This window comes from Streptomyces sp. NPDC088794, from assembly GCF_044750545.1.
In the GTDB taxonomy this organism is placed as follows: Bacteria; Actinomycetota; Actinomycetes; order Streptomycetales; family Streptomycetaceae; genus Streptomyces.
This window is the reverse complement of the sequence record NZ_JBIVKB010000014.1, coordinates 229,071-249,281: the sequence shown is the minus strand read 5'-3', so window position 1 is coordinate 249,281 and position 20,211 is coordinate 229,071. Positions and strand designations below refer to the sequence as shown.

The window sequence follows — 20,211 nt, the reverse complement described above, 5'->3', positions numbered from 1 at the left end:
CGCCCCTCGACGATGCTCGCTCGTCCTTGCACGATCCTCCCGCTCACGGGACTCAGGGCCGGGAATCGTGGTGCACTGTCCCCATGCACCCGCACCTCGAAGAGCTCCGCACCCTGCTGGACCGGCATGCACGGGCCGACTGGACCACCGCCATCGACGGGGTGCTCATCTCGAAGGTCGACCGGTCCGATCCGCCGGCGCCCTCGACGTCCGGGACGGTGCTGGCGGTCATCGCTCAGGGCGCCAAACGCCTCGCGCTGGGCGACCGGGTGTTCGAGTACCACGCCGGGCAGTACCTGGTCGCGTCGGTCGACCTGCCCGTCACCGGGCAGTTCACGCAGGCCGACCCCGAGCATCCCGCGCTGGGGTTCGGCCTCACGCTGGAGCCGTCCGCCGTCGCCGAGCTGCTGCTCCTGGCCGGGGCGGGCGACGCGCCCCGCACCACCGTCGCCGCCTCCTCGGGGATCTACGTCAGTGACGCACCGGACGCGCTCCTGGACGCGGTGATCCGGTTGCTGCGCCTGCTGGACGAGCCCCGCGACCGGGCCGTGCTGGCCCCGCTGGTCAAGCGCGAGATCCTGTGGCGGCTGATCACCGGCGAGCAGGGCGCGACGGTACGCCAGCTCGGCCTCGCCGACAGCAGTCTCAGCCATGTCTCCCGGGCCGTGCGCTGGATCCGCGAGCACTACGCGCAGCCCTTCCGGGTCGAGGACGTGGCCCGCCTGTCCGGCATGAGCGTCTCCGCCTTCTACCGCAACTTCCAGGCGGTGACCGCGATGAGCCCCATCCAGTTCCAGAAGCAGATCAGGCTTCAGGAGGCCCGGCTGCTGCTCGCCACCCACCCGGGCGATGTCACCGGTGTCGGCCACCGTGTCGGCTACGACAACCCGTCGCAGTTCAGCCGCGAGTACCGCCGCCAGTTCGGCGCACCCCCGAGCCAGGACGCGGCCCGCCTGCGCCACGCGGTGCGCTCCCCCGCGGGCGCCCTCCCGTGACCTGCTCTCCCCTCGCGCCTTCCCTTTTCGGGCCTACGTCGCGAAGGTCCGCCGGCGGCCCTGCGCCGCGGCCAACTCCCCCGCCGCACGGCGGGCGTTGGCGGTGAGGTGCGTCGACGACCAGGCGCGGGCCGTGCGTTCGGCGAGGGCGTAGTGGTCGGCGGCGGCACGGTCCTCGCCGAGGAGCCGGTACAGGTCGGCGAGGGCGTGCGCGAGCGGTCGGGTGGCATAGGCGGCACCGGCCGCGCCGGCGAGCTGGTTCCGGAGCGGCAGCAGGTGCTCGATCAGCACAGCTGCGGCCTCCATGTCACCGTGCATGACGGCGAGTTGGGCGCGGAAGTCGAGGTCGATGCCGTAGAGGTGGTCGGTCACGATCACGTCCGGGCACCGCACTTCCCGCGCCTCGTCGAGTCTGCCGAGGTGGGCCAGGCCGAGGGCGAGGGCCACTCCGACGGGGGCGCCCACGGCGTCGTAGACCTCCCGCATCAGGGGCTCGATCTCGGCCGTACGGCCCTGGGCGAGCCGGATGGTGATCAGGCCCAGGGTGCGCAGACGCGTGGCGTGCCGCGCGCCGACGCGGCGCCCCAGGTCGTCCGCGTCGGCGTACGCGGCCTCCGCCGCGTCGAAGTGGCCCGCGACCGTCGCGAGCATGGCGGTGGTCGCGGCGTTGAGGCCCTGCGCCCACAGCATCCCGTAGCGGTGGGCGAGGGCCACGCCCTGCTCGGTGTGGCGGCGTACGGCGGCCGGGTCGTTGCGGGTACCCGCGGTCATGGCGTCGAGGTGTTCGCAGGTCCAGCGGTAGGCGGGGAGGTCGTGGTCCTCGGCGAGCCGGCGCAGTTCGGCGACCAGCGGGGTGCGGGTGGTGCCGTGGGCCTCGTGCGGCAGCAGCTTGGCCGAGGTCATCAACGCGGCGGCCAGCAGGCGCGGTTCGCCGTGGGCGCGGGCGAGCGACAGCTGGGTGTGCGCGGCGTCCAGGGCGCGCGGCACGTCCACGGCGGCGGCCACCTCGACGAGGACCTGGAGCACCCGGGCGCGGGTGGGGTCGTCCAGGGCGGGGTCGGTGGTCAGCCGTTCCAGGCGGGCCAGTGCCGTGCGGTCGTAGAAGCCCTCCAACCTGCTGCGCCACGGGGAGGGTTCGGTCCAGGCGCCGTAGACCGCCGCGACCAGGTCGCCCCGGTCTGCGCGCTCGGCGAGATCGACCGCGCGCCGCCGGGTGTGCAGGGCCGCGTCGGTGGCGCCGGCCCGGACCTGCGCGCCGAGAAGCCGCACCAACAGCCCTACGGTGCGGTCGAGTTGCATGGCGCCGGCGCCCGGGGCGCCGGTGGCGGTGTGCACGTCGATCGCCTGCTGGATCAGGTCGACGGCGACGTCGTGGGCGTAGCGCCGCTCCGCCGACTCGGCGGCCCGCAGCGCGTAGTCGACGGCCAGCGGTGCGTGCGCCGCGGTGCCCGAGCGGGCGAAGTGGTGGGCCAGCGCGGCGAGATCGTCGGGGCGGTGGCGGGACAGCGCCTGCGCGATCCGGGCGTGCAGGCGGGCCCGCCGTACGCCGGACAGGTCGGTGTACACGGTGTCGCGGACCAGCGCGTGCACGAACCGCACCCGCCCCGGTCCGGGCTCGGCGAGCAGGTCCGCGGCGAGGGCGGCGTCGAGGCCATCGAGGACCGCCTCCTCGTCCAGGCCACGGGTACCGCCCGTGCCGCCGCCCGCACCCGTGTCGCGTGCGTCGATCAGCAGGGCGACATCGGCCTCCAGGCCCACGGCGGCGGCGAGTTGGAGGGTGGACAGGGCGCCGGCGGGCAGCAGGGCAAGGCGTCGGCGCAGTACGTCGCGCACGCCCTGCGGGACCTCCGAGACGGCGACCAGGGCGCCCTCGCTGGCCAGCAAGCGGGCGCTCTCCAGGACGTAGAAGGGGTTGCCGCCGGTGCGTTCGGCGAGCGCGGTCACCGTGGACGTGTCCACGGTCTCGCCGCAGACGGAGTCGACCACGGTGGCGACGTCCGTCGGTGACAGTCCGGCGAGCGTGATCCGGTGCGGGGCGCGGGGGGCGAGGTCGGCGAGCGTCTTGAGGAGGTGTTCGCCGACCTCGGCCGGGCGGTGGCTGGTGACGGTGAGCAGGGGTACGCCGGTGACGTCGGCCGCCGCTTCGAGGAGGGCGAGCGTCTCGCCGTCCGCGCGGTGCAGGTCCTCCAGTACGACGGCGAGCGGCCCGGCACCGGCCGCGGCCCGCAGCCACGCGGCGAACGCGCGGTGCGTGCGGAAGCGTCCCGCGGTGGCCTCGTCGCGACTGGCCGCGGCAGTGTCCTCCGGTTCGCGCAGCAATACCGCCAACTCCTCGGGCCGGGCGGGCGGCAGGTCCCGGGCGAGCGCCCCGAGCGCCTCCACCCAGGCCCAGGCGGGCGGCGCGCCCTCGTCCTCCGGACAGCGCCCGACCACCACCCGCCATCCACCGGCCCGCAACCGGCCGGCGAACTGGCCGAGCAGCGCGGACTTCCCCGCGCCGGCCTCCCCGCTCACCAGCACGACCCCGCCACGCGGCCGGGCCGCTTGCGCGGCGGCGTCCAGCGCCCTCAACTCCCGCTCCCGACCGACGAAGAGGTCATGACCATCGCGGGCCGCGTCGACGGCAAGCGCGGGAGTCGGCCAGGACGGAACGAGCGAGCCCCCGGCAAGTCCCTCGGACGGAACGAGCGTGCCTCCGGGCACGTACGCGGCCTCGGCGAACGCGGACGCGGAGGCGGAGGCGGAGGCGCTCTCGGGCGAGCCGATCACACTCCCGGACGCGTGCGCAGGCGGGGGCGTGGGCGTGGGCGTGGCGAGCCCACTCGCGGAACCGTGTGCGGACGTGAGCGAGAGTGGACCGAGCTCGCTCCTGGACGCCTGTCCAGGTGTGAACGCGGATGTGCCGAGCCCACCGCCAGGCAGAGGTCCAGGTGTGAACACGGACGTGCCGAGCCCACTCCCAGGCAGAGGTCCAGGTGTGAACACGGGCGTGCCGAGCCCACTCCCAGGCAGAGGTCCAGGTGTGAACACGGGCGTGGGAGCCCCACTTCGAGCCCCGTCCCCACTCAGGGACGCGGACGAGCCGACCCCGCCCCCAGTCCCGTGCCCGAGCACGGACGCGGACGAGTCGACCCCGCTCCCCATCCCGTCCCCACGCACGGACGCGGACGAGCCGACCTCGCTCCCAGTCCCGTCCCCACGCACGGACGCGGACGAGCCGACCCCACCCCCAGTCCCGTCCCCACGCACAGACCCGGGCCCGCCAAAGCCGCCGCCGGACCCGCGTCCAGTCGTGAGCACGGACGAGCCGAACCCACCCCCGGACCCATGTCCACGTCCATACGCAGACGCACCGAGCCCGCCGCCACCCCCGCCCCCGACCCCCGCCCCGGCCCCATGTCCAGGCCCGAACGCACCCGCGCCGCCTCCACCCCCACCCCCGTCCACCGACGAGCCCGACCCACCCGGCCACCCCCCACGCACGCTCACCGGCGACAGACGCCCAGCCCCCGCCCCGGCTCCCGCCTCCACCAACCCCCGAAGCACATCCGCCCGCCCCAGCAGCACCGCCCGCTCGACCTCCGCCAACGCGGGCCCCGGATCGCAGCCCAGTTCCTCCCGCAGCACGCCCGCCGCACGGCGCACCGCCGCGAGGGCGTCCGCCTGGCGGCCGCAGGTCCACTGGGCGAGGGCCAGCAGGCGCCAGCCCTCCTCGCGCAACGGGCTTTCGCGTACGAGGACTTCGGCCGCCGGTGCCGCCTCGGCGGCGTGGCCGGTACGCAGGGCGGCGGCGACGGCCAACTCGCGGGCCTCCGCGCGCAGTTCGGTCAGGCGGGCCACCTCGGCCGCGGCCCAGTCCTCGTCGGCGTGTTCCGCGAAGGCCGGCCCCTGCCACCAGTCGAGCGCCTCGGCGAGGAGTGCGCGGGCCTCCTCGGCTGATGCGTGGCGGGCCCGGGCGACCTGGGCCTCGAACCGCCAGGCGTCCACCGCGTCGGCGGGGAGCCGCAGGGCGTAGCCGGGCGGGGCGGTGACCAGGACGGTCGCCGGGGTGCGCGGGAGGCGCCGCGGTTCGAGGGACCGGCGCAGGTTCGACACATAGGTGTGCAGGGACACGACGGCCTTGGCCGGTGGTGTGCCCCGCCACAGCGCGTCCGCCATCCGTTCGACCGGCACGGTGCTGCCCCGGGCCACGATCAGGAGGGCGAGGACAGCGCGCTGCTGCGGAGCACCCAACGGGACCGGGTTCCCCGCGAGGTCGGCGCCCGGTGACCCCAGGACTCGAATACGCAGCACGCCGCGGGAATCTACCCGAGCCGCCGTTCAGACCGTTCAACGGACGATAAACGGGCTGCTCAGCGTCGGTCGGAGGGGCGCCAAGCGAATGCCAAGCCGGTGCCAAGCGGAAGCCGGGAGGCTGCGATCGCCCTTGCCGTGAACGATCGTTGGAGCAAGCAGACGTGAACGTACTCGACTCCGCACCTCCCGGTGTGCTGCGCGCCTACCGGACCTGCGAGTTCGTCACCCTCGGCCGGGACGGCACGCCGCTGGTGTGGCCGACGGCGGTGTGGCGTCAGGAGGACGGGACGCTGTTGGTGACGACGTCCCTGGCGTTCGCGCAGAAGGCGCTGAACGTGCGCCGCGACCCGCGCGTCGACCTCCTCTTCTCCGACCCCACCGGCAGCGGTCTGGACCACGCCCCGCAGATATTCGTCGGCGGCCGGGCCGACTGCCCCGACGCCGTCATGGCGGGTCCCGAGGGCGCCGAGGACTACTGGCGGATGCTGTTCGAGCGGCAGCCGCACAGCCGCTCGTATCTCTCGGCCCCGATGCGGCGGCTCACGGAGTGGTACTACCTGCGGCTGCTGATCACCGTCACGCCCGAACAGGTCGCCGTACGCGCCCCGTTGGCGCCGGTCCACGGCCTCGGGCCGGCCGTGGACAGCCCCTTGGTGGGCGCCGCCCAACTGGCCCGTTTCCCGACGGCGGTACTGGCCGCCCTCGACGGTTCCGGCGCGCCCGTGCTCGCCAGGACCCGGCCGGTGCCGACCGCGGACGGCTTCGCGGTGGCGGTCCCCGCCGACTGCGCCGCGAAGCCGGGTCCCGCCTCCCTGCTGGTCCACCGGCACGACGAGAAGATCAACAACATGCAGAACGCCCTCGTCCGGGGCGAGTTGCGGGAGACCGACGACGGCTGGGTACTGGTGCCCGAGAAGGTGGTCGAGCCGATGGGCTCGGGGCGCCCGAGCGACACGGTACGACTGCTGCGCCACACCAAGCGGGCCACCAACCGCTATCTGGAGCGCCGCGGCCTCGAACGCCCCCGGGTGCGGTGGGAGGAGTTCAAGGCCCTGGCAGCAGCGGCTCGGAAGAACTGACCGTCAGCCGATCTCGACCAACAGGTCGCCGCCCTCCACCTGTTGGATGCGGTTGATGGCGAGCCGGGACACCCGGCCGGCTTTCGTCGTCGTGATCGATGCCTCCATCTTCATCGCCTCGATCGTGGCGACGGTCGCGCCTTCCGCCACCTCGTCGCCCTCGGCGACCGCGAGGGTGACGACGCCGGCGAAGGGCGCGGCGACATGGCCGGTGTTGGCCCGGTCGGCCTTCTCGGTGGCCGGGATGTCGGAGGCGGCGGAGGTGTCGCGGACCTGGATCGGCCGCAACTGCCCGTTCAGCGCCGACATCACCGTGCGCAAGCCGCGTTCGTCGGCCTCGCCGACGGCCTCCAGTTCGATGAGGAGCCGGACGCCGGGTTCGAGGTCGACGGCGTACTCCGTGCCCGGGCGCAGGCCGTAGAAGAAGTCCTTGCTGTCGAGGACGCTGGTGTCGCCGTAGGCCTGGCGGTGGGTCTCGTAGTCGCGGGTCGGGCCGGGGAAGAGCAGGCGGTTGAGGGTCGAGCGCGGGGTCTTCTCCAGGCCGTCGCGGTCTTCGGTGGACAGTTCCTGCACGGGCTTGGCGGCGGCGCGGCCCTCAAGTGCCTTGCTGCGGAAGGGTTCCGGCCAGCCGCCGGGCGGGGTGCCCAACTCGCCGCGCAGGAAGCCGATGACGGAGTCGGGGATGTCGTAGCGGTTCGGGCTCGCCTCGAAGTCGTCGGGGCTGACGCCGGCGCCGACCAGGTGCAGGGCGAGGTCGCCGACCACCTTGGAGGACGGGGTCACCTTCACCAGGTGGCCGAGGATGCGGTCGGCGGCGGCGTACATCGCCTCGATGTCCTCGAACCGGTCGCCGAGGCCCAACGCGACCGCCTGGGTACGGAGGTTGGAGAGCTGGCCGCCGGGGATCTCGTGGTGGTAGACGCGGCCGGTCGGGGAGGCGAGGCCCGCCTCGAAGGGGGCGTAGATCTTCCGGACGCTCTCCCAGTACGGCTCCAGGTCGCCGACGGCCTGGAGGTCGAGGCCGGTCGGACGCTCGGAGTGGTCGGTCGCGGCGACCAGCGCCGAGAGGGAGGGCTGCGAGGTGGTGCCCGCCATGGACGCGACCGCGCCGTCCACCGCGTCCGCGCCCGCCTGGATCGCGGCCAGGTAGGTGGCGAGCTGGCCGCCCGCCGTGTCGTGGGTGTGCAGGTGCACCGGCAGCCCGAACTCCCGCCGCAGCGCGGACACGAGCTTCGCGGCGGCCGGGGCGCGCAGCAGTCCCGCCATGTCCTTGACCGCCAGGACGTGCGCGCCGGCCTCGACGATCTGCTCGGCGAGCCGGAGGTAGTAGTCCAGCGTGTACAGGCGCTCGTCGGGGTCGGACAGGTCGGAGGTGTAGCAGAGGGCGACCTCGGCGATCGCGGTGCCCGTCTCGCGTACGGCGTCGATGGCGGGACGCATCTGGCCGACGTCGTTGAGGGCGTCGAAGATGCGGAAGATGTCGATGCCGGTGGCGGCGGCCTCCTGGACGAAGGCGTCGGTCACCTCGGTCGGGTACGGGGTGTAGCCGACGGTGTTGCGTCCGCGCAGCAGCATCTGGAGACAGATGTTGGGGACGGCCTCGCGCAGCGCGGCGAGCCGCTCCCACGGGTCCTCGGCGAGGAAGCGCAGTGCCACGTCGTAGGTGGCCCCGCCCCAGCACTCCAGGGAGAGCAGCTCGGGCAGGGTGCGGGCGACCGCGGGGGCGACCGCGAGGAGGTCCTTGGTGCGCACCCGGGTGGCGAGCAGGGACTGGTGGGCGTCGCGGAAGGTGGTGTCGGTGACGCCGATGGTCGGCGACTCGCGCAGCCACCGGGCGAAGCCCTCGGGGCCCAGCTCGACCAGCCGCTGCCGGGAACCGGCGGCCGGCTCACCGGCCGGCAGTGGGGGCAGCTTGGTGGTCGGGTCGATCAGGTCGGGCCGCTCGCCGTGCGGCTTGTTCACCGTCACGTCGGCCAGGTAGGTGAGCAGTTTGGTGCCGCGGTCGGCGGAGGAGCGGGCGGTCAGCAGCTGCGGGCGCTGCTCGATGAACGAGGTCGTGACCCGTCCGGCCTGGAAGTCCGCGTCGTCCAACACGGCTTGCAGGAACGGGATGTTGGTGGCGACACCGCGGATGCGGAACTCGGCCACGGCACGCCGGGCCCGGCCGATCGCGGTCTTGAAGTCCCGGCCCCGGCAGGTGAGTTTGACCAGCATCGAGTCGAAGTGCGCGCTGATCTCCGTACCCGCGTGGGTGGTTCCGCCGTCGAGGCGGATGCCGGAGCCGCCGGGCGAGCGGTAGGCGCTGATGCGGCCGGTGTCCGGGCGGAAGCCGTTGGCGGGGTCCTCGGTGGTGATACGGCACTGGAGGGCCGCGCCGTGCAGCTGCACCGTCTCCTGGGACAGGCCGAGGTCGGCGAGGGTCTCGCCGGCGGCGATGCGCAGCTGGGCCTGGACGAGGTCGACGTCGGTGACCTCCTCGGTGACCGTGTGCTCGACCTGGATGCGCGGGTTCATCTCGATGAAGACGTGGTTGCCCGCGGGGTCGACCAGGAACTCGACGGTGCCGGCGTTGCGGTAGCCGATCTCGCGGGCGAAGCGGACCGCGTCGGCGCACATGCGGTCGCGCAGGGCCGGGTCGAGGTTGGGCGCGGGGGCCAGCTCGATGACCTTCTGGTGGCGGCGCTGGACCGAGCAGTCGCGCTCGAAGAGGTGGATGACGTTGCCCTCGCCGTCGGCGAGGATCTGCACCTCGATGTGGCGGGGGTCGACGACGGCCTTCTCCAGGAAGACGGTCGGATCGCCGAAGGCGCTCGCCGCCTCGCGGGACGCCGCCTCGATGGACTCGCGCAGCGTGGCCGGGTCCTCGACCCGCCGCATACCGCGTCCGCCGCCACCGGCGACCGCCTTCACGAACACCGGGAAGCCGACCTCGTCGGCGGCGCGGACCAGCTCGTCCACGTCGTTGGAGGGCGCGGAGGAGCCGAGCACCGGGACACCGGCCGCGCGGGCCGCGGCCACCGCGCGGGCCTTGTTACCGGTCAGCTCCAGGGTCTGCGCGTCCGGCCCGACGAAGGTGATGCCCGCCTCCTCGCAGGCCTTCGCCAGCTCGGGGTTCTCGGACAGGAACCCGTACCCCGGGTAGACGGCGTCCGCGCCGGCCTCGCGGGCCGCGCGGACGATCTCCTCGACGGAGAGATAGGCCCGCACCGGGTGTCCGGGCCGGCCGATCTCGTAGGCCTCGTCGGCCTTCAGTCGGTGCAGCGAGTTGCGGTCCTCGTGCGGGAAGACCGCGACCGTCCGGGCACCCAGCTCGTAGCCGGCCCGAAATGCCCGGATCGCGATCTCACCACGGTTGGCGACCAGTACCTTGCGGAACATCGCCGCTCCCTTCAGCCTGCCGGTGACGTGCACCATGGTGTCGGTGCCGTAGCCGTCTGGCCATGTGAGCCGGGCCACTCAAGGGGTGATTTCCGAGGCCGCCTTGTTGATCGCCTCGCGGATCCGGGCGTACGTGCCGCAGCGGCAGACGTTCTCGATGCGGTCGATGTCGGCGTCGGTCGGCTGGGCCGTCCGCTTCAGCAGGGCCGCGGCGGCCATGATCTGCCCGGGCTGGCAGAAGCCGCACTGGGAGACGTCACAGTCCATCCAGGCCCGTTGCACGGGGTGCAGGGCGTCGCCGTCGGCCAGCCCCTCGATGGTGGTGACCTCGCGGCCCGCGCACTCCTTGACCTCGACGACACAGGGCTGGATCTCCTCCCCGTCGAGGTGGCTCGTGCAGGCGCGGCAGACGCCGACCCCGCAGCCGTACTTGGGCCCGGTGACGTGCAGCAGGTCGCGCAGCACCCACAGCAGGGGCATGTCGGCGGGGGCCTCGACGGTGACCGGTTTGCCGTTGAGGGTGAAGGAGTGGGAGGGCATGAGTACCTTCTCGGAGGCTGGTCAGCAGCTCAGGCGGGTCGGAAGCCGAGCCGATCAGGGGCTGAGGCTGGTCAGAAGTTGAGGGGAAAGCGGCGCGGCTTGGTGTCGGTGGCTCGGGCGTACGCGTTGGCGACGGCCCCGGAGGCGGCCGGTACGCCGAGTTCGCCGGCCCCGCCCGGGTCCCCGTGGGCGGGCATGATGTGCGCCTCGAAGTGCAGCGGGGCGTGCCGCTGGCGGGCCCACTGGAAGTCGGCGAAGCTGCCCTCGCGGATCGCGCCCCGGTCGAGGTGGAGGCCGGCCCGCAGCACGGTCGAGATCCCGTCGATCGCGGTGCCCATGAGCTGGGCCTGGAGGCCGCGCGGATTGACGACCCGGCCGACGTCGGCCGCCATGACCACCTTGGTCACCCGCGGGTTCTTCGGATCGGTGGCGTCGATCTCGGCGAGACAGGCCACGCAGGACCCGTACTCCTCGTGCACGGCGACGCCCTGCGCGTGCCCGGCGGGCAGCGACCGTCCCCACTGTCCGGCGGCGGCCACCTTGTCCAGTACGGCCTTCACCGCCTTGTTCCGCAGCGTCGTACGACGGAAGGCGACCGCGTCCTGTCCCAGGCTCGCGGCGACCTCGTCCACGAGGATCTCCTCCGCGGTGCGCATCGTCCCGGAGTCCACCGAGCGCCAGGCGCCGAGCGGTATCGCGAGGTCGATGCCGCCCCAGTCCCCGGAGATGCGGCCGAAGTTGTAGAGCCCGGAGTCGCTGGGCGCGGGCCCCGCCGCCGCCCGTCCGGTGAATGCGGCCCGTGTCCGTCCGGTGAACGCGGCCTGGTCGACAGCGCCCTTGCCCTCGTACGACTCGCTCACCGAGGCCATCGAGTGCGTGAAGGCCACCACCCGGCCGTCCTTGTGGCTGGCGCGTATGCGGTGGTGGCTGGCGGGGCGCATCCGGCCGTGCCGGATGTCGTCGTTGCGGCTCCACATCAACTTGACCGGCCGGCCTGCGGCCTTGGAGATCAGGGCGGCCTCGATGGCGGCGTCGTAGTTGAGCCGCCGCCCGAACGAGCCGCCGCCGCGCAGGACATGGACCTTGACCGCGCTCGCGGGCAGCCCGACCGCCGCGGCGACGGCGTCCCTCGCCTCCATCGGCGTCTGGCTGGCGAACCAGAACTCGGCCTTGTGGGCGCGCACATCGGCGACCGCGGTCAGCACCTCCATCGGGGCGTGGCTGACGAACGCGAACTCGAACTCGCCCTGGATCTGGGTGGATCCGCTGGGCGGGGCGCTCAACCGGGGGACGGCGGCCTTGAGTCGGGAACGCACGCCCGCGTCGGACAGTCCGGCGAGCGGGCCAGGTGCCCACTTGATCTTCAGGGCGTCGCGGCCTTTGAAGGCGTGGTGGAAGGTGTCGGCGACGACCGCGACACCGCCCGGTATTCGCACCACCGCGCGCACGCCCGGCAGGGCGCGGGCCGCCCGGTCGTCGACCGTGACGATCTTCCCCCTGATCGTCGGCGGCCGGGCCACCACGGTCGGCTTCACCCCGGCGACGGTCACGTCACCGGCGTACGTCGCCGCGCCGGTGACGATGGCCCGGGCGTCGATCCGGTTCGTCGGCCGGCCGATCACGCGGTGCTTGGCGGCCGGCTTCGGCTTGCTGGAGACGGAGGTGCGGCGGATCGTGGCGGCGCTCGCGGTGAGGGAGCCGAAGGTGGCGGTGCGGCCGTCCGGCGCGACGACCATCGTGTCCCGGGTGCGCAGGCTCCAGGCGGGGACGTGCCACTTCCGGGCGGCGGCGGTCACCAGCCGGGCGCGGGCGGTCGCGGCGAGGGCGCGGGCGGGGCCGTAGAGCGAACTCACCGAGTTGGAGCCGCCGGTGTACTGGTTGCCGCGGGTGCGGGCGTCGGCGAGCGGGATGTCGACGTCGGCGAGCCGGGCGTCCAGTTCCTCGGCGATCATCATGGCGACGGCGGTGGTGATGCCCTGACCGACCTCCAGGCGCGGCAGTCGGACGACCACCTTGTTGGCGGCGGTGACCTCCAGGACGAGCATCTCCTCGTCGGTGCCGGTCACCAGGACGTCGGAGGCGGGGCGGGCGGCCGAGGGGGTGGCGCCCTGGGCCGTGGAGGTGTCGCAGCCGAGGGGAGCGGCGACGGTGAGGGTGGAGGCGGCCAGCGAGTAGACCATGAACCGGCGGCGGGACAGCGCCCTCCCCCGTACGGCCGCCCCCGTGTCGGCCTCCGTCGCGTCGGCCTCCGCTTCATGGGACGGTCTGCTGCCGGCTGCCGGGGTTTCGAAGCCCTCCAACGAGCACTCCTCTCGGTGCGTGGCCACCCGTGGACGACCTCGGTACGCGGGTCCGTTCACCGGGTATGAGGGGTCGGCGGACCCGGAGGTTGCCTGTGTGACGGCTGTGGCCGATTCGGTGTCAGCCGGTCGCGCGCGGCCTCCGCGTGTACGCCCGCCGGCCTTCATAAGCTCCGGTTACGCAACAGCCGCCCCTCCCCACCCCGAGGACCGCCATGACCGATGCCGACCCCCAGGCCCGAGCCACCACGCTGCTGGTCCGCCCCAAGCTGTGGCTCATGCCGTCCGTCCTGACCGCGGTGCTCGCCCTGCTGCTGTCCCTGCTGTACATGGGCGGTGTCGTCAACCCGCAGGGCGACCTGCACGACCTCCCCATCGGCGTCGTCAACTCGGACACCGGCGAGCCGCCGGCCGGACAGCAACAGAACCTGGGCACGCAGGTCGCCGGCGCCGTCACCGCCAACTCCGTGGACGGCAAGGCCGGTTGGCGCACCCTGACCCGGGCGCAGGCACAGGACCAGCTCGACTCCGGGCGGATCTACGGCGCCCTGGTCATCCCCGCCGACTTCACCGACTCGGTCACGGCACTGACCACGACCGGTGCCACCGCGCGGCCGACGATCACGGTGCTCACCAACCCGGGCAAGGGCAGCCTGGGTTCCTCGCTCGCGAGTCAGATCACCACGCAGGCCGCGCACCAGGCCTCACAGACCATCGGCAAGCAGCTCACGTCGGCGGCCGGTACTCAGGCCGACTCCACGACCAAGCTGCTGCTCGCGGACCCGGTGAACGTCGTGACCCAGGTGGGCCATCCCCTCGGCGACCACAGCGGCCTCGGCCTCAGCGCCTTCTACTACACGCTGCTGCTCGTGCTGGCCGGCTTCCTCGGCGGCAACGTCATCAGCAACGCCGTCGACACGTCCCTCGGCTACGCGGACAACGAGATCGGCCCCTGGCACACCCGCCGGCCGACCGTCCCTGTCAACCGCACCCAGACCCTGCTCCTGAAGATGGGGATGACCGCGGGCATCACGGTCGTGACCGTCACGCTGGTCATGCTCGCCACCATCTCGATCCTCGGCATGGACGCCAGTCACATCCCGCTGCTGTGGATCTACTCCTACTGCGCCTCCCTCGCCGTCGGCCTGGGCGTGCAGGCCATCAACGCGGCGTTCGGCGGGATCGGCCAGCTGGTGTCCATGTTCGTGTTCATCGTCCTGGGCCTGCCGTCCTCGGGCGCGACCGTCCCTCTCCAGGCGGTCCCCGCCTTCTACCGCTTCCTCTCCCACTTCGAGCCCATGCGCCAACTCAGCGACGGTGTCCGGGCGGTCCTCTACTTCGACGCCCGCGGCGACGCCGGTCTCACCCGTTCCTGGATCATGATCGCCGTCGGCGCGGCCCTCGCCCTCCTCTTCGGCTTCGGAATGACGCGGTACTACGACCGCAAGGGCCACAAGCGGCTCACGCCGCAGCCCGCTTGACCCACTCCGCGTCGGTGGCGCCGAGCAACCCCTTGAGGGCGGCGTCGTCCGGCAACGACCCATGGTCCCCGGTCACCTTGAGCGCGGACGCGGCCGTGATGTGCCCGAGGCGCAGGGCGCGCCGCAGGTCGTCGCCGTTCAGCAGACCGGCCAGGAACCCGGCGGCGAAGGCGTCGCCCGCGCCGACGGGTTCGACGACGTCCGTGGGCAGCGCCGGAACCGTGAACTCGCCCTCCGCGGTGAACGCGTGCGCGGCCCGCCCGCCGTCCTTCACGACGAGGATGCGCGGGCCCGCCAACAGCCGCCGCACACCGTCCGGTTCGAGGTCCGCACCCCACAACTCCTGCGCCTCGTCGAGTCCTACGAACACGATGTCCGCCCGGTCCGCCAGCTCGCGCAGCACGCCGGCGGCCGTGCCGTCGTCCGGCCACAGCGCGGGACGGTGGTTTACGTCGAAACTGATGGCGTACGGGCGTGAGTCGCCCGGGGCGTCGAGCGCCCCTCGCACCAGGTCCCGACAGGACGCGGAGAGCGCCGGGGTGATGCCGCTGAGGTGCAGGAGGGCCGCCGCCCTCAGTTTCGGGTCGTCCAGGACGTCGGGGCCCAAGGCGGAGGCCGCCGAACCCGCGCGGTAGTAGTGGACGCGGGTGCGCTCACGGCCCGGGTCCTTCACCAGCAGGCCGGTGGGCCGGCCGGGGTCGGTCCGTACGCCGGTCACGTCCACGCCCGCCGCGGCGACGGCCGCCCGGACCCGTCTGCCGAACGCGTCGTCGCCGAGGGCGGAGAGCCAGGAGACGGGACGTCCGAGGTCGGCGAGGTACATGGCGACGTTGGACTCGGCGCCGGCCACGGACAGACGCAACTCGTCGGCGCCGTCCAGCGGTTCGGGCGGGGTGGGGGCCAGCGCGGCCATGGTCTCGCCGACGCACACGGCCGGTCCGTCGGCGGGACGCCAGCCGGTGCTCATGCCACCTCCGGCTTCGACGCCGCCTCGGGACGGGAGGCGTCCGTCTCGGATCGGTGGACGTCCGTCTCGGATCGGTAGGCATCCGTCGCCGGACGGTAGGCGTCCACCGCGGGACGGTAGACGTCCGCCGGGCGCCCCGGCACGTCCGCCCGGACGGCGAAGAGGGCGCCGTCGTCGGGGCCGGGGTCGGTCAACCCCACACGAGCGGTGGTGACATAGAGGACGTCCTCCCGCAGGCACACCCCCGCAGGCTGCCGCGCGGGCAACCGCACCGTCCGGTCCAGGCTCCCGTCCGGCAGATACCGGCGCACGGTTCCGGTGCCCCAGACCGCCATCCACACGGCGCCCTCGCGGTCGACGGTCATGCCGTCGGGGCTGCCCTCGGCGACGGTCACGAACGTCTCGGGGTCGCCGAGTCCGCCCGTCGCCGGGTCCACCGGATACCGCCGCACGATCCCGCGCGCGCTGTCGGCCAGGTACATGCCGGTCCCGTCGGCCGTGAACACCGGCCCGTTGGGCACGCTGATGCCGTCGAGGACACGACTCACCGTGCCGTCGTGGTCGACCCGGTACAGCGAACCGGCGCCCTCGTCGGCGCCGTACGCCATGCTGCCCGCCCAGAACCGGCCGGCCGGGTCGGCGGTCGCGTCGTTCATGCGCATGGGCAGCGGGGCGTCGTCCTCCGGCCGGGCCAGCCACTCGGTGGAACCGTCGGGCGCCAACAGGCAGATCCCGGTGCCGGCGGCGGCGATCCAGGTGCCGGGCCGGCCGGCGACGGGTGCGACCGCGCCCAACGGGAAGGGCAGTCGGGCCAGTTCACGCAGAGGCGCGCCGGGCTCCTCGGGGGCGTGCAGCAGCCGGCCCGCGAGGATGTCGACGAGGAAGATACCGACGTCGGTCCAGCGGATGCCTTCGCCGAGTTCCAGCCGGTCGGGGTGGCGGGCTTCGGGGCGGAAGGTCTCGGTCACGGCGCGAACTCCCCCGCGACACCCCGGAAGACACGGGCCCGCGTACGCAACTCGTCGAGACTCCCGCCGTCGGCGGCGTCGCCGACGAGTGGTGAACCGACGCCGACCGCGATCGCCCCGGCGGCCAGATAGGCGCGGGCCGCCGCCTCGTCGACGCCGCCCACGGGCACGAACGGCACCTGGGGGAACGGTCCCCGCAACGCCTTGAGGTAGGCGGGCCCGCCGGCCTCCGCCGCCGGGAAGATCTTCAGCGCGGCGGCGCCGAACACGCGGGCGGCCACGATCTCGGTCGGGGTCATCACTCCGGCTATCACCGGCATGCCCAACTCCCTTGCGGCGCTCACCCCTTCGCCGAGTGCGGGAGTCACGGCGAAGTCGGCGCCGGCCCGCTGGGCGGCCACGGCGTCGTCGGCGGTCAGGACCGTACCGGCGCCGAGGGGGTGGTCGGGGCCGAGGGCCTGCCGGGCCCGCTCGATGACGGTGAGCGCGTCCTTGCCGGTGAGGGAGACCTCGATCAGCTCGACGCCCTCGGCGGCCAGGGTCAGTACGGTGCTCAACGCGGCCTCGGGGTCGTCTCCGCGCACGATCGCGACGAGGCGGTGGGCGGCGAGGGACGCTCGCAGATCCATCTGCTGGGCTCCAATTCCGGTTGTCTCAGGTGCGGTTGCAGTCGGCGGCGAGGGTCAGGCGCCAGTGCGCCTCGCCGGACGCCGGGACGCGCGCCGCGTCGTCGGGACTGGCTTCGGCGAGGTCGAAGACGCGGCCGAGCATCGGCTCGACGCCCGTGCTGCGATAGGGACCGTCGAGCGGGAAGCCGCCGAGGTTGCGCCACAGGGCGATCGACACCGGCTGGCCTTCGGCCTCCAGGGCGAACGCCAGCCGGTCCTGGTCGTCGTGGACGCAGGCGCGGGAGGCGTCGACGACGGCGCCGACCGCGGTGCCGTCGTCCGGCCCGAACCGGTCGAGGCGGACGTTCCCGTACGCGGGCCAACCGCCTTCCACCCAGGGGCCGTCGGCCGAGGGGTAGAGCCGCGTGCTCACTCCCTCCGGCATGTGCAGGGTGGCCCGCGGGGACAGGTCGAGCAGCGCGTGCGCGGCCCATACGAAGCGGAAGCCCGGGTCGGCCGACAGGACGTAGTCGACCACCGGTCCCGCGCCGATCGTCCGGGTCAGCGAGAACCGCTCGCACTCGACGCGCTCGGTGCCGGTCCCGTCCCGGGTCCAGACCCGGGCCCACGCGTCCCCGTGATCCGGCACGCCCCGCACCGTCGGCACGCACTCCTCGAGGCCGCCCGCGTCCACGAAGGCGTCCCCCGGGGACACGTCCTCGCGCCCGACGCCGTCCCGCCGCCACAGCCACTCCCGCTCCCCCGCGCGCAGCGAGGTCCAACGCCCGCCGTGGGCGGGGTCGGTGACGATCCGCAGGATCGAGGAGTCCATGGTCACCACTCCGCGAACGACCCGTCGGCGTGCCGCCACACCGGATTGCGCCACGCGTGTCCCGTACGGTCGGCCGCCCGCACCGCGTCCTCGTCGACGCTTATGCCGAGGCCGGGCGCGTCGTTGCGGGGCGCGTGACCGTCGATGAAGCGGAACGGCTCGGGGTCGACCAGGTAGGAGAGGAGGTCGGCGTCCTTGTTGTAGTGGATGCCCCGACTCTGTTCCTGGATCAGGAAGTTGGGCGTGGCGAAGGCGATCTGGAGGCTGGCGGCGAGGGCGATCGGGCCGAGCGGGCAGTGCGGGGCGAGCTGGGCGCCGTAGGTCTCGGCGAGCGAGGCGATGCGATGCACCTCGGAGATGCCGCCGGCGTGCGAGAGGTCGGGCTGGGCGACGGCGACCCCGGCGGCGAGGACGGGGAGGAACTCGGCGCGTCCGTAGAGGCGTTCGCCGGTGGCGAGCGGCACCGGCGAGGAGGCGACGAGGCCCGCCAGCAGATGGCTCTGCTCCGGGACGACCGGCTCCTCGACGAACAGCGGGTGCAGCGGGGCGAGTTCGGCGAGCACCCGACGGGAACTCGCCGCGCTGAAGCGGCCGTGGAAGTCGACGGCGACGTCCCGGTCGGGGCCGAGGGCCTCGCGGGCGGCGGCGACGCGGGCGACGACGGCCGCGGTCTCGGCGGCGGTGGCGAGCGGCGAGGTGGCGCCGGCGCCGTTCATCTTGACGGCGGTGAAGCCGGCCTCGACCTGTTCGGCGATCTGGTCGGTGAGTTCGGCGGGTTCGTCGCCGCCGACCCAGGCGTAGACCCGGACCCGGTCGCGCACGGGACCGCCGAGCAGGGCGTGCACGGGGGCGCCGTACGTCTTCCCGGCGATGTCCCACAGGGCCTGGTCGATACCGGCGACGGCGCTGGAGAGGACCGGGCCGCCGCGGTAGAAGCCGCCCTTGGTGAGCACCTGCCAGTGGTCCTGGATGCGCAGCGGGTCCTGGCCGACGAGGTACTCGGACAGGACCTCGACGGCGGCCCGGACGACCTCGGCACGGCCCTCGACGACGGGTTCGCCCCAGCCGACCACGCCGTCGTCGGTCTCCACGCGGCAGAACAGCCAGCGCGGGGGGACGAGGAAGGTTTCGATACGGGTGATCTTCACTTGGCTCGGGAGCCTTCCGTGTCGTCGTCTGCGGTGCCGACCCGGTCGAGGTCGCGGCCGGCCTGGTCGAGCAGGGCCCGCATGGCGGCCTCGGCGCGGAGCGGGTCCCGGTCGCGCACGGCGTCCAGGACCGCGCGGTGGGCGGGCACGGGGTCCTCGCTGTGCGGGGCGCTGTGCACGATGTGGTCGCGGTGGGCGAGGCCGGACTCGATGACCATCTCCATGCGTTCGAGGAGTTCGTTGTGGGTGGCGTTGAGCAGGGCACGGTGGAAGGCGAGGTCGGCGTCGACGGCGTGCGAGGCGCCCGCGTCCTGCTCCGCCATCGCGTCCAGGGCGCCCTCCAGCGCGGCGAGGTCCTCGTCGGTGCGCCGGGCGGCGGCGAGGCGGACGGCGGCCGGTTCGATGATGGCGCGCACCTCGGCGAGGTTGCGCAGCAGCGCCCGGTCGGCGTCCGTGGTGTGGTCGCCCTCGAACTGCCAGCGCAGCACGTCGGCGTCGAGGAGGTTCCAGTCGGCGCGGGCGCGCACGAAGGTGCCGCGCTTCTGGCGGGCGTCGACCATCCCCTTGGCGGCGAGCACCTTGAGCGACTCGCGCAGGGCGGTGAGGCTCACGTCCAGCTCGCTCTGGAGTGCCACCAGGTCGAGTGTGGCCCCCTCGGGGATCTCACCGCCCAGGATGCGGCGCGCGAGGGCCTCCACGGTCTGACCGTGCACGCCGCGGCGGGCGTAGGAGCTCATGTCGTACTGCCTTTCTGGTTCGTCCGGTGCGACCGGTTCGACGGGTGCGCGGTCATGCGGATGCCTTCACTACGCTCCAGCCGCCGTCCACGACCAGGCTCGTCCCGGTGATGTACGAGGCCTCGTCGGCGGCGAGAAACGCGATGGCCGCGGCCACCTCCTCCGGGGTGCCGAACCGCCGGGCGGCCGTCTCGGCGACGCTCTGTTCGCGTTCGTCCTCGGGTACCCGGTCCCAGGCGCCGGTGAGGATCGGGCCCGGCACGACGGCGTTGACGCGCACCTCGGGCCCGTACTCGACGGCCAACTGCCCGCACAGGGAGAGCAGGGCGCCCTTGGCGGCGGCGTACGCGGGGTGTCCGGGGATTCCGCGGTGGGCGTGGACGGACGAGGTGAGCACCACGGCTCCGGCGCGTTCGCGCAGGTCGGGCAGGACGGCCCGGAAGCCGAGGAAGCTGCCGGTCAGGTTGACGTCGAGCTGCCGTTGCCAGGACGGCAGGGTCATCTCGTGGGCGGGTGTGACGTCGACGGTGAAGGCGTTGCTGACGAGGACGTCGACCGGCCCGAAGGCGTGCGCCGCGGTGACGACCCGCGCCCAGTCCTCCTCGACCGCGACATCGGCGGTCACGAACCGGGCCCGCCCGCCGTCCTTGCCGATCCGCTCCGCCACCGCCTCGCCGCGCTCCTCGGCGACATCGGTGAGCACCACGGCCGCTCCCTCCTCGGCGAGGCGTACGGCCGTGGCGGCTCCGATGCCGGAGGCCGCGCCGGTGACCACGGCCGTGCGCCCGGTGAAGCGGGCGCCGGGCCGGTGTGCGGACTGGTCCATCGAGGTTCGACTCCTTCGCGACCTTCTGGTCCTTCTCGGTTTTCACGAGTAAGGGC

Annotated in this window: 14 protein-coding genes; 3 read left to right on the top strand and 11 right to left on the bottom strand. The window is 73.5% G+C overall.

What is annotated here, in order from left to right:
* The first annotated feature begins 83 nt into the window (after positions 1 to 83).
* Positions 84 to 995, top strand: a complete 912-nt coding sequence (locus tag ACIP6U_RS34280) for an AraC family transcriptional regulator N-terminal domain-containing protein (protein ID WP_401726031.1) — start codon at positions 84 to 86, stop codon at positions 993 to 995.
* Between the two features lie 33 nt (positions 996 to 1,028).
* Here the strand turns inward: ACIP6U_RS34280 and ACIP6U_RS34275 are convergent, their stop codons facing one another.
* Positions 1,029 to 5,288 (bottom strand): BTAD domain-containing putative transcriptional regulator, encoded by a 4,260-nt coding sequence (locus tag ACIP6U_RS34275; RefSeq protein WP_401726030.1) that lies wholly within the window; start codon positions 5,286 to 5,288, stop codon positions 1,029 to 1,031.
* A gap of 164 nt (positions 5,289 to 5,452) precedes the next feature.
* Between ACIP6U_RS34275 and ACIP6U_RS34270 the strand changes: the two genes are divergently transcribed.
* Positions 5,453 to 6,370 carry a pyridoxamine 5'-phosphate oxidase family protein gene (locus ACIP6U_RS34270; protein ID WP_401726029.1) on the top strand — a complete coding sequence of 306 codons (918 nt, stop codon included), beginning with the start codon at positions 5,453 to 5,455 and terminating at the stop codon, positions 6,368 to 6,370.
* 3 nt (positions 6,371 to 6,373) lie between these two features.
* On the opposite strand, the gene ACIP6U_RS34265 is transcribed toward ACIP6U_RS34270, so the two are convergent.
* The 3 genes from ACIP6U_RS34265 to ACIP6U_RS34255 all read right to left on the bottom strand — a co-directional run bounded on the left by ACIP6U_RS34265 (position 6,374) and on the right by ACIP6U_RS34255 (position 12,468).
* Positions 6,374 to 9,748 carry a pyruvate carboxylase gene (locus tag ACIP6U_RS34265; protein ID WP_401726196.1) on the bottom strand — a complete coding sequence of 1,125 codons (3,375 nt, stop codon included), beginning with the start codon at positions 9,746 to 9,748 and terminating at the stop codon, positions 6,374 to 6,376.
* Between the two features lie 78 nt (positions 9,749 to 9,826).
* Positions 9,827 to 10,288 (bottom strand): (2Fe-2S)-binding protein, encoded by a 462-nt coding sequence (locus tag ACIP6U_RS34260; RefSeq protein WP_401726028.1) that lies wholly within the window; start codon positions 10,286 to 10,288, stop codon positions 9,827 to 9,829.
* 71 nt (positions 10,289 to 10,359) lie between these two features.
* Complete coding sequence (locus ACIP6U_RS34255; RefSeq protein ID WP_401726194.1) at positions 10,360 to 12,468, bottom strand: molybdopterin cofactor-binding domain-containing protein; 2,109 nt, start codon at positions 12,466 to 12,468, stop codon at positions 10,360 to 10,362.
* Between the two features lie 335 nt (positions 12,469 to 12,803).
* Between ACIP6U_RS34255 and ACIP6U_RS34250 the strand changes: the two genes are divergently transcribed.
* The gene (locus ACIP6U_RS34250; protein ID WP_401726026.1) at positions 12,804 to 14,069 is read left to right on the top strand and encodes a YhgE/Pip domain-containing protein; all 1,266 of its coding nucleotides are present in this window, start codon (positions 12,804 to 12,806) and stop codon (positions 14,067 to 14,069) included.
* On the opposite strand, the gene ACIP6U_RS34245 is transcribed toward ACIP6U_RS34250, so the two are convergent.
* The 7 genes from ACIP6U_RS34245 to ACIP6U_RS34215 are packed head-to-tail and all read right to left on the bottom strand — an operon-like array spanning position 14,050 to position 20,155.
* Complete coding sequence (locus ACIP6U_RS34245) at positions 14,050 to 15,036, bottom strand: sugar kinase (RefSeq protein ID WP_401726024.1); 987 nt, start codon at positions 15,034 to 15,036, stop codon at positions 14,050 to 14,052. The genes ACIP6U_RS34250 and ACIP6U_RS34245 overlap by 20 nt on opposite strands.
* Positions 15,033 to 16,004, bottom strand: coding sequence for an SMP-30/gluconolactonase/LRE family protein (locus ACIP6U_RS34240; protein WP_401726023.1), 972 nt, complete (start codon positions 16,002 to 16,004; stop codon positions 15,033 to 15,035). Before ACIP6U_RS34240 ends, ACIP6U_RS34245 begins: the two co-directional genes overlap by 4 nt.
* Entirely contained in the window at positions 16,001 to 16,633 is a 633-nt protein-coding gene (locus tag ACIP6U_RS34235) for a bifunctional 4-hydroxy-2-oxoglutarate aldolase/2-dehydro-3-deoxy-phosphogluconate aldolase (RefSeq protein ID WP_401726022.1), read from the bottom strand. Before ACIP6U_RS34235 ends, ACIP6U_RS34240 begins: the two co-directional genes overlap by 4 nt.
* Positions 16,634 to 16,658: 25 nt before the next feature.
* Positions 16,659 to 17,444 carry a hypothetical protein gene (locus ACIP6U_RS34230; protein WP_401726020.1) on the bottom strand — a complete coding sequence of 262 codons (786 nt, stop codon included), beginning with the start codon at positions 17,442 to 17,444 and terminating at the stop codon, positions 16,659 to 16,661.
* A gap of 2 nt (positions 17,445 to 17,446) precedes the next feature.
* Positions 17,447 to 18,592, bottom strand: coding sequence for a galactonate dehydratase (dgoD, locus tag ACIP6U_RS34225; RefSeq protein ID WP_401726018.1), 1,146 nt, complete (start codon positions 18,590 to 18,592; stop codon positions 17,447 to 17,449).
* A complete protein-coding gene (locus ACIP6U_RS34220; protein WP_401726016.1) occupies positions 18,589 to 19,329 on the bottom strand; it encodes a FadR/GntR family transcriptional regulator in 741 nt (246 codons plus the stop codon). Before ACIP6U_RS34220 ends, dgoD begins: the two co-directional genes overlap by 4 nt.
* A 52-nt stretch (positions 19,330 to 19,381) precedes the next feature.
* Entirely contained in the window at positions 19,382 to 20,155 is a 774-nt protein-coding gene (locus ACIP6U_RS34215; protein WP_401726015.1) for an SDR family NAD(P)-dependent oxidoreductase, read from the bottom strand.
* Between the last annotated feature and the right edge of the window lie 56 nt (positions 20,156 to 20,211).

What these genes read in the sequence shown, in the direction of transcription:
- ACIP6U_RS34260 (WP_401726028.1), bottom strand. Translation starts at nt 10,288, where the DNA reads ATGCCCTCCCACTCCTTCACCCTCAACGGCAAACCGGTCACCGTCGAG.
- ACIP6U_RS34220 (WP_401726016.1), bottom strand. Translation starts at nt 19,329, where the DNA reads ATGAGCTCCTACGCCCGCCGCGGCGTGCACGGTCAGACCGTGGAGGCC.
- ACIP6U_RS34250 (WP_401726026.1), top strand. Translation starts at nt 12,804, where the DNA reads ATGACCGATGCCGACCCCCAGGCCCGAGCCACCACGCTGCTGGTCCGC.
- ACIP6U_RS34265 (WP_401726196.1), bottom strand. Translation starts at nt 9,748, where the DNA reads ATGTTCCGCAAGGTACTGGTCGCCAACCGTGGTGAGATCGCGATCCGG.
- ACIP6U_RS34245 (WP_401726024.1), bottom strand. Translation starts at nt 15,036, where the DNA reads ATGAGCACCGGCTGGCGTCCCGCCGACGGACCGGCCGTGTGCGTCGGC.
- ACIP6U_RS34255 (WP_401726194.1), bottom strand. Translation starts at nt 12,468, where the DNA reads ATGGTCTACTCGCTGGCCGCCTCCACCCTCACCGTCGCCGCTCCCCTC.
- ACIP6U_RS34215 (WP_401726015.1), bottom strand. Translation starts at nt 20,155, where the DNA reads ATGGACCAGTCCGCACACCGGCCCGGCGCCCGCTTCACCGGGCGCACG.
- ACIP6U_RS34235 (WP_401726022.1), bottom strand. Translation starts at nt 16,633, where the DNA reads ATGGATCTGCGAGCGTCCCTCGCCGCCCACCGCCTCGTCGCGATCGTG.
- ACIP6U_RS34230 (WP_401726020.1), bottom strand. Translation starts at nt 17,444, where the DNA reads ATGGACTCCTCGATCCTGCGGATCGTCACCGACCCCGCCCACGGCGGG.
- ACIP6U_RS34280 (WP_401726031.1), top strand. Translation starts at nt 84, where the DNA reads ATGCACCCGCACCTCGAAGAGCTCCGCACCCTGCTGGACCGGCATGCA.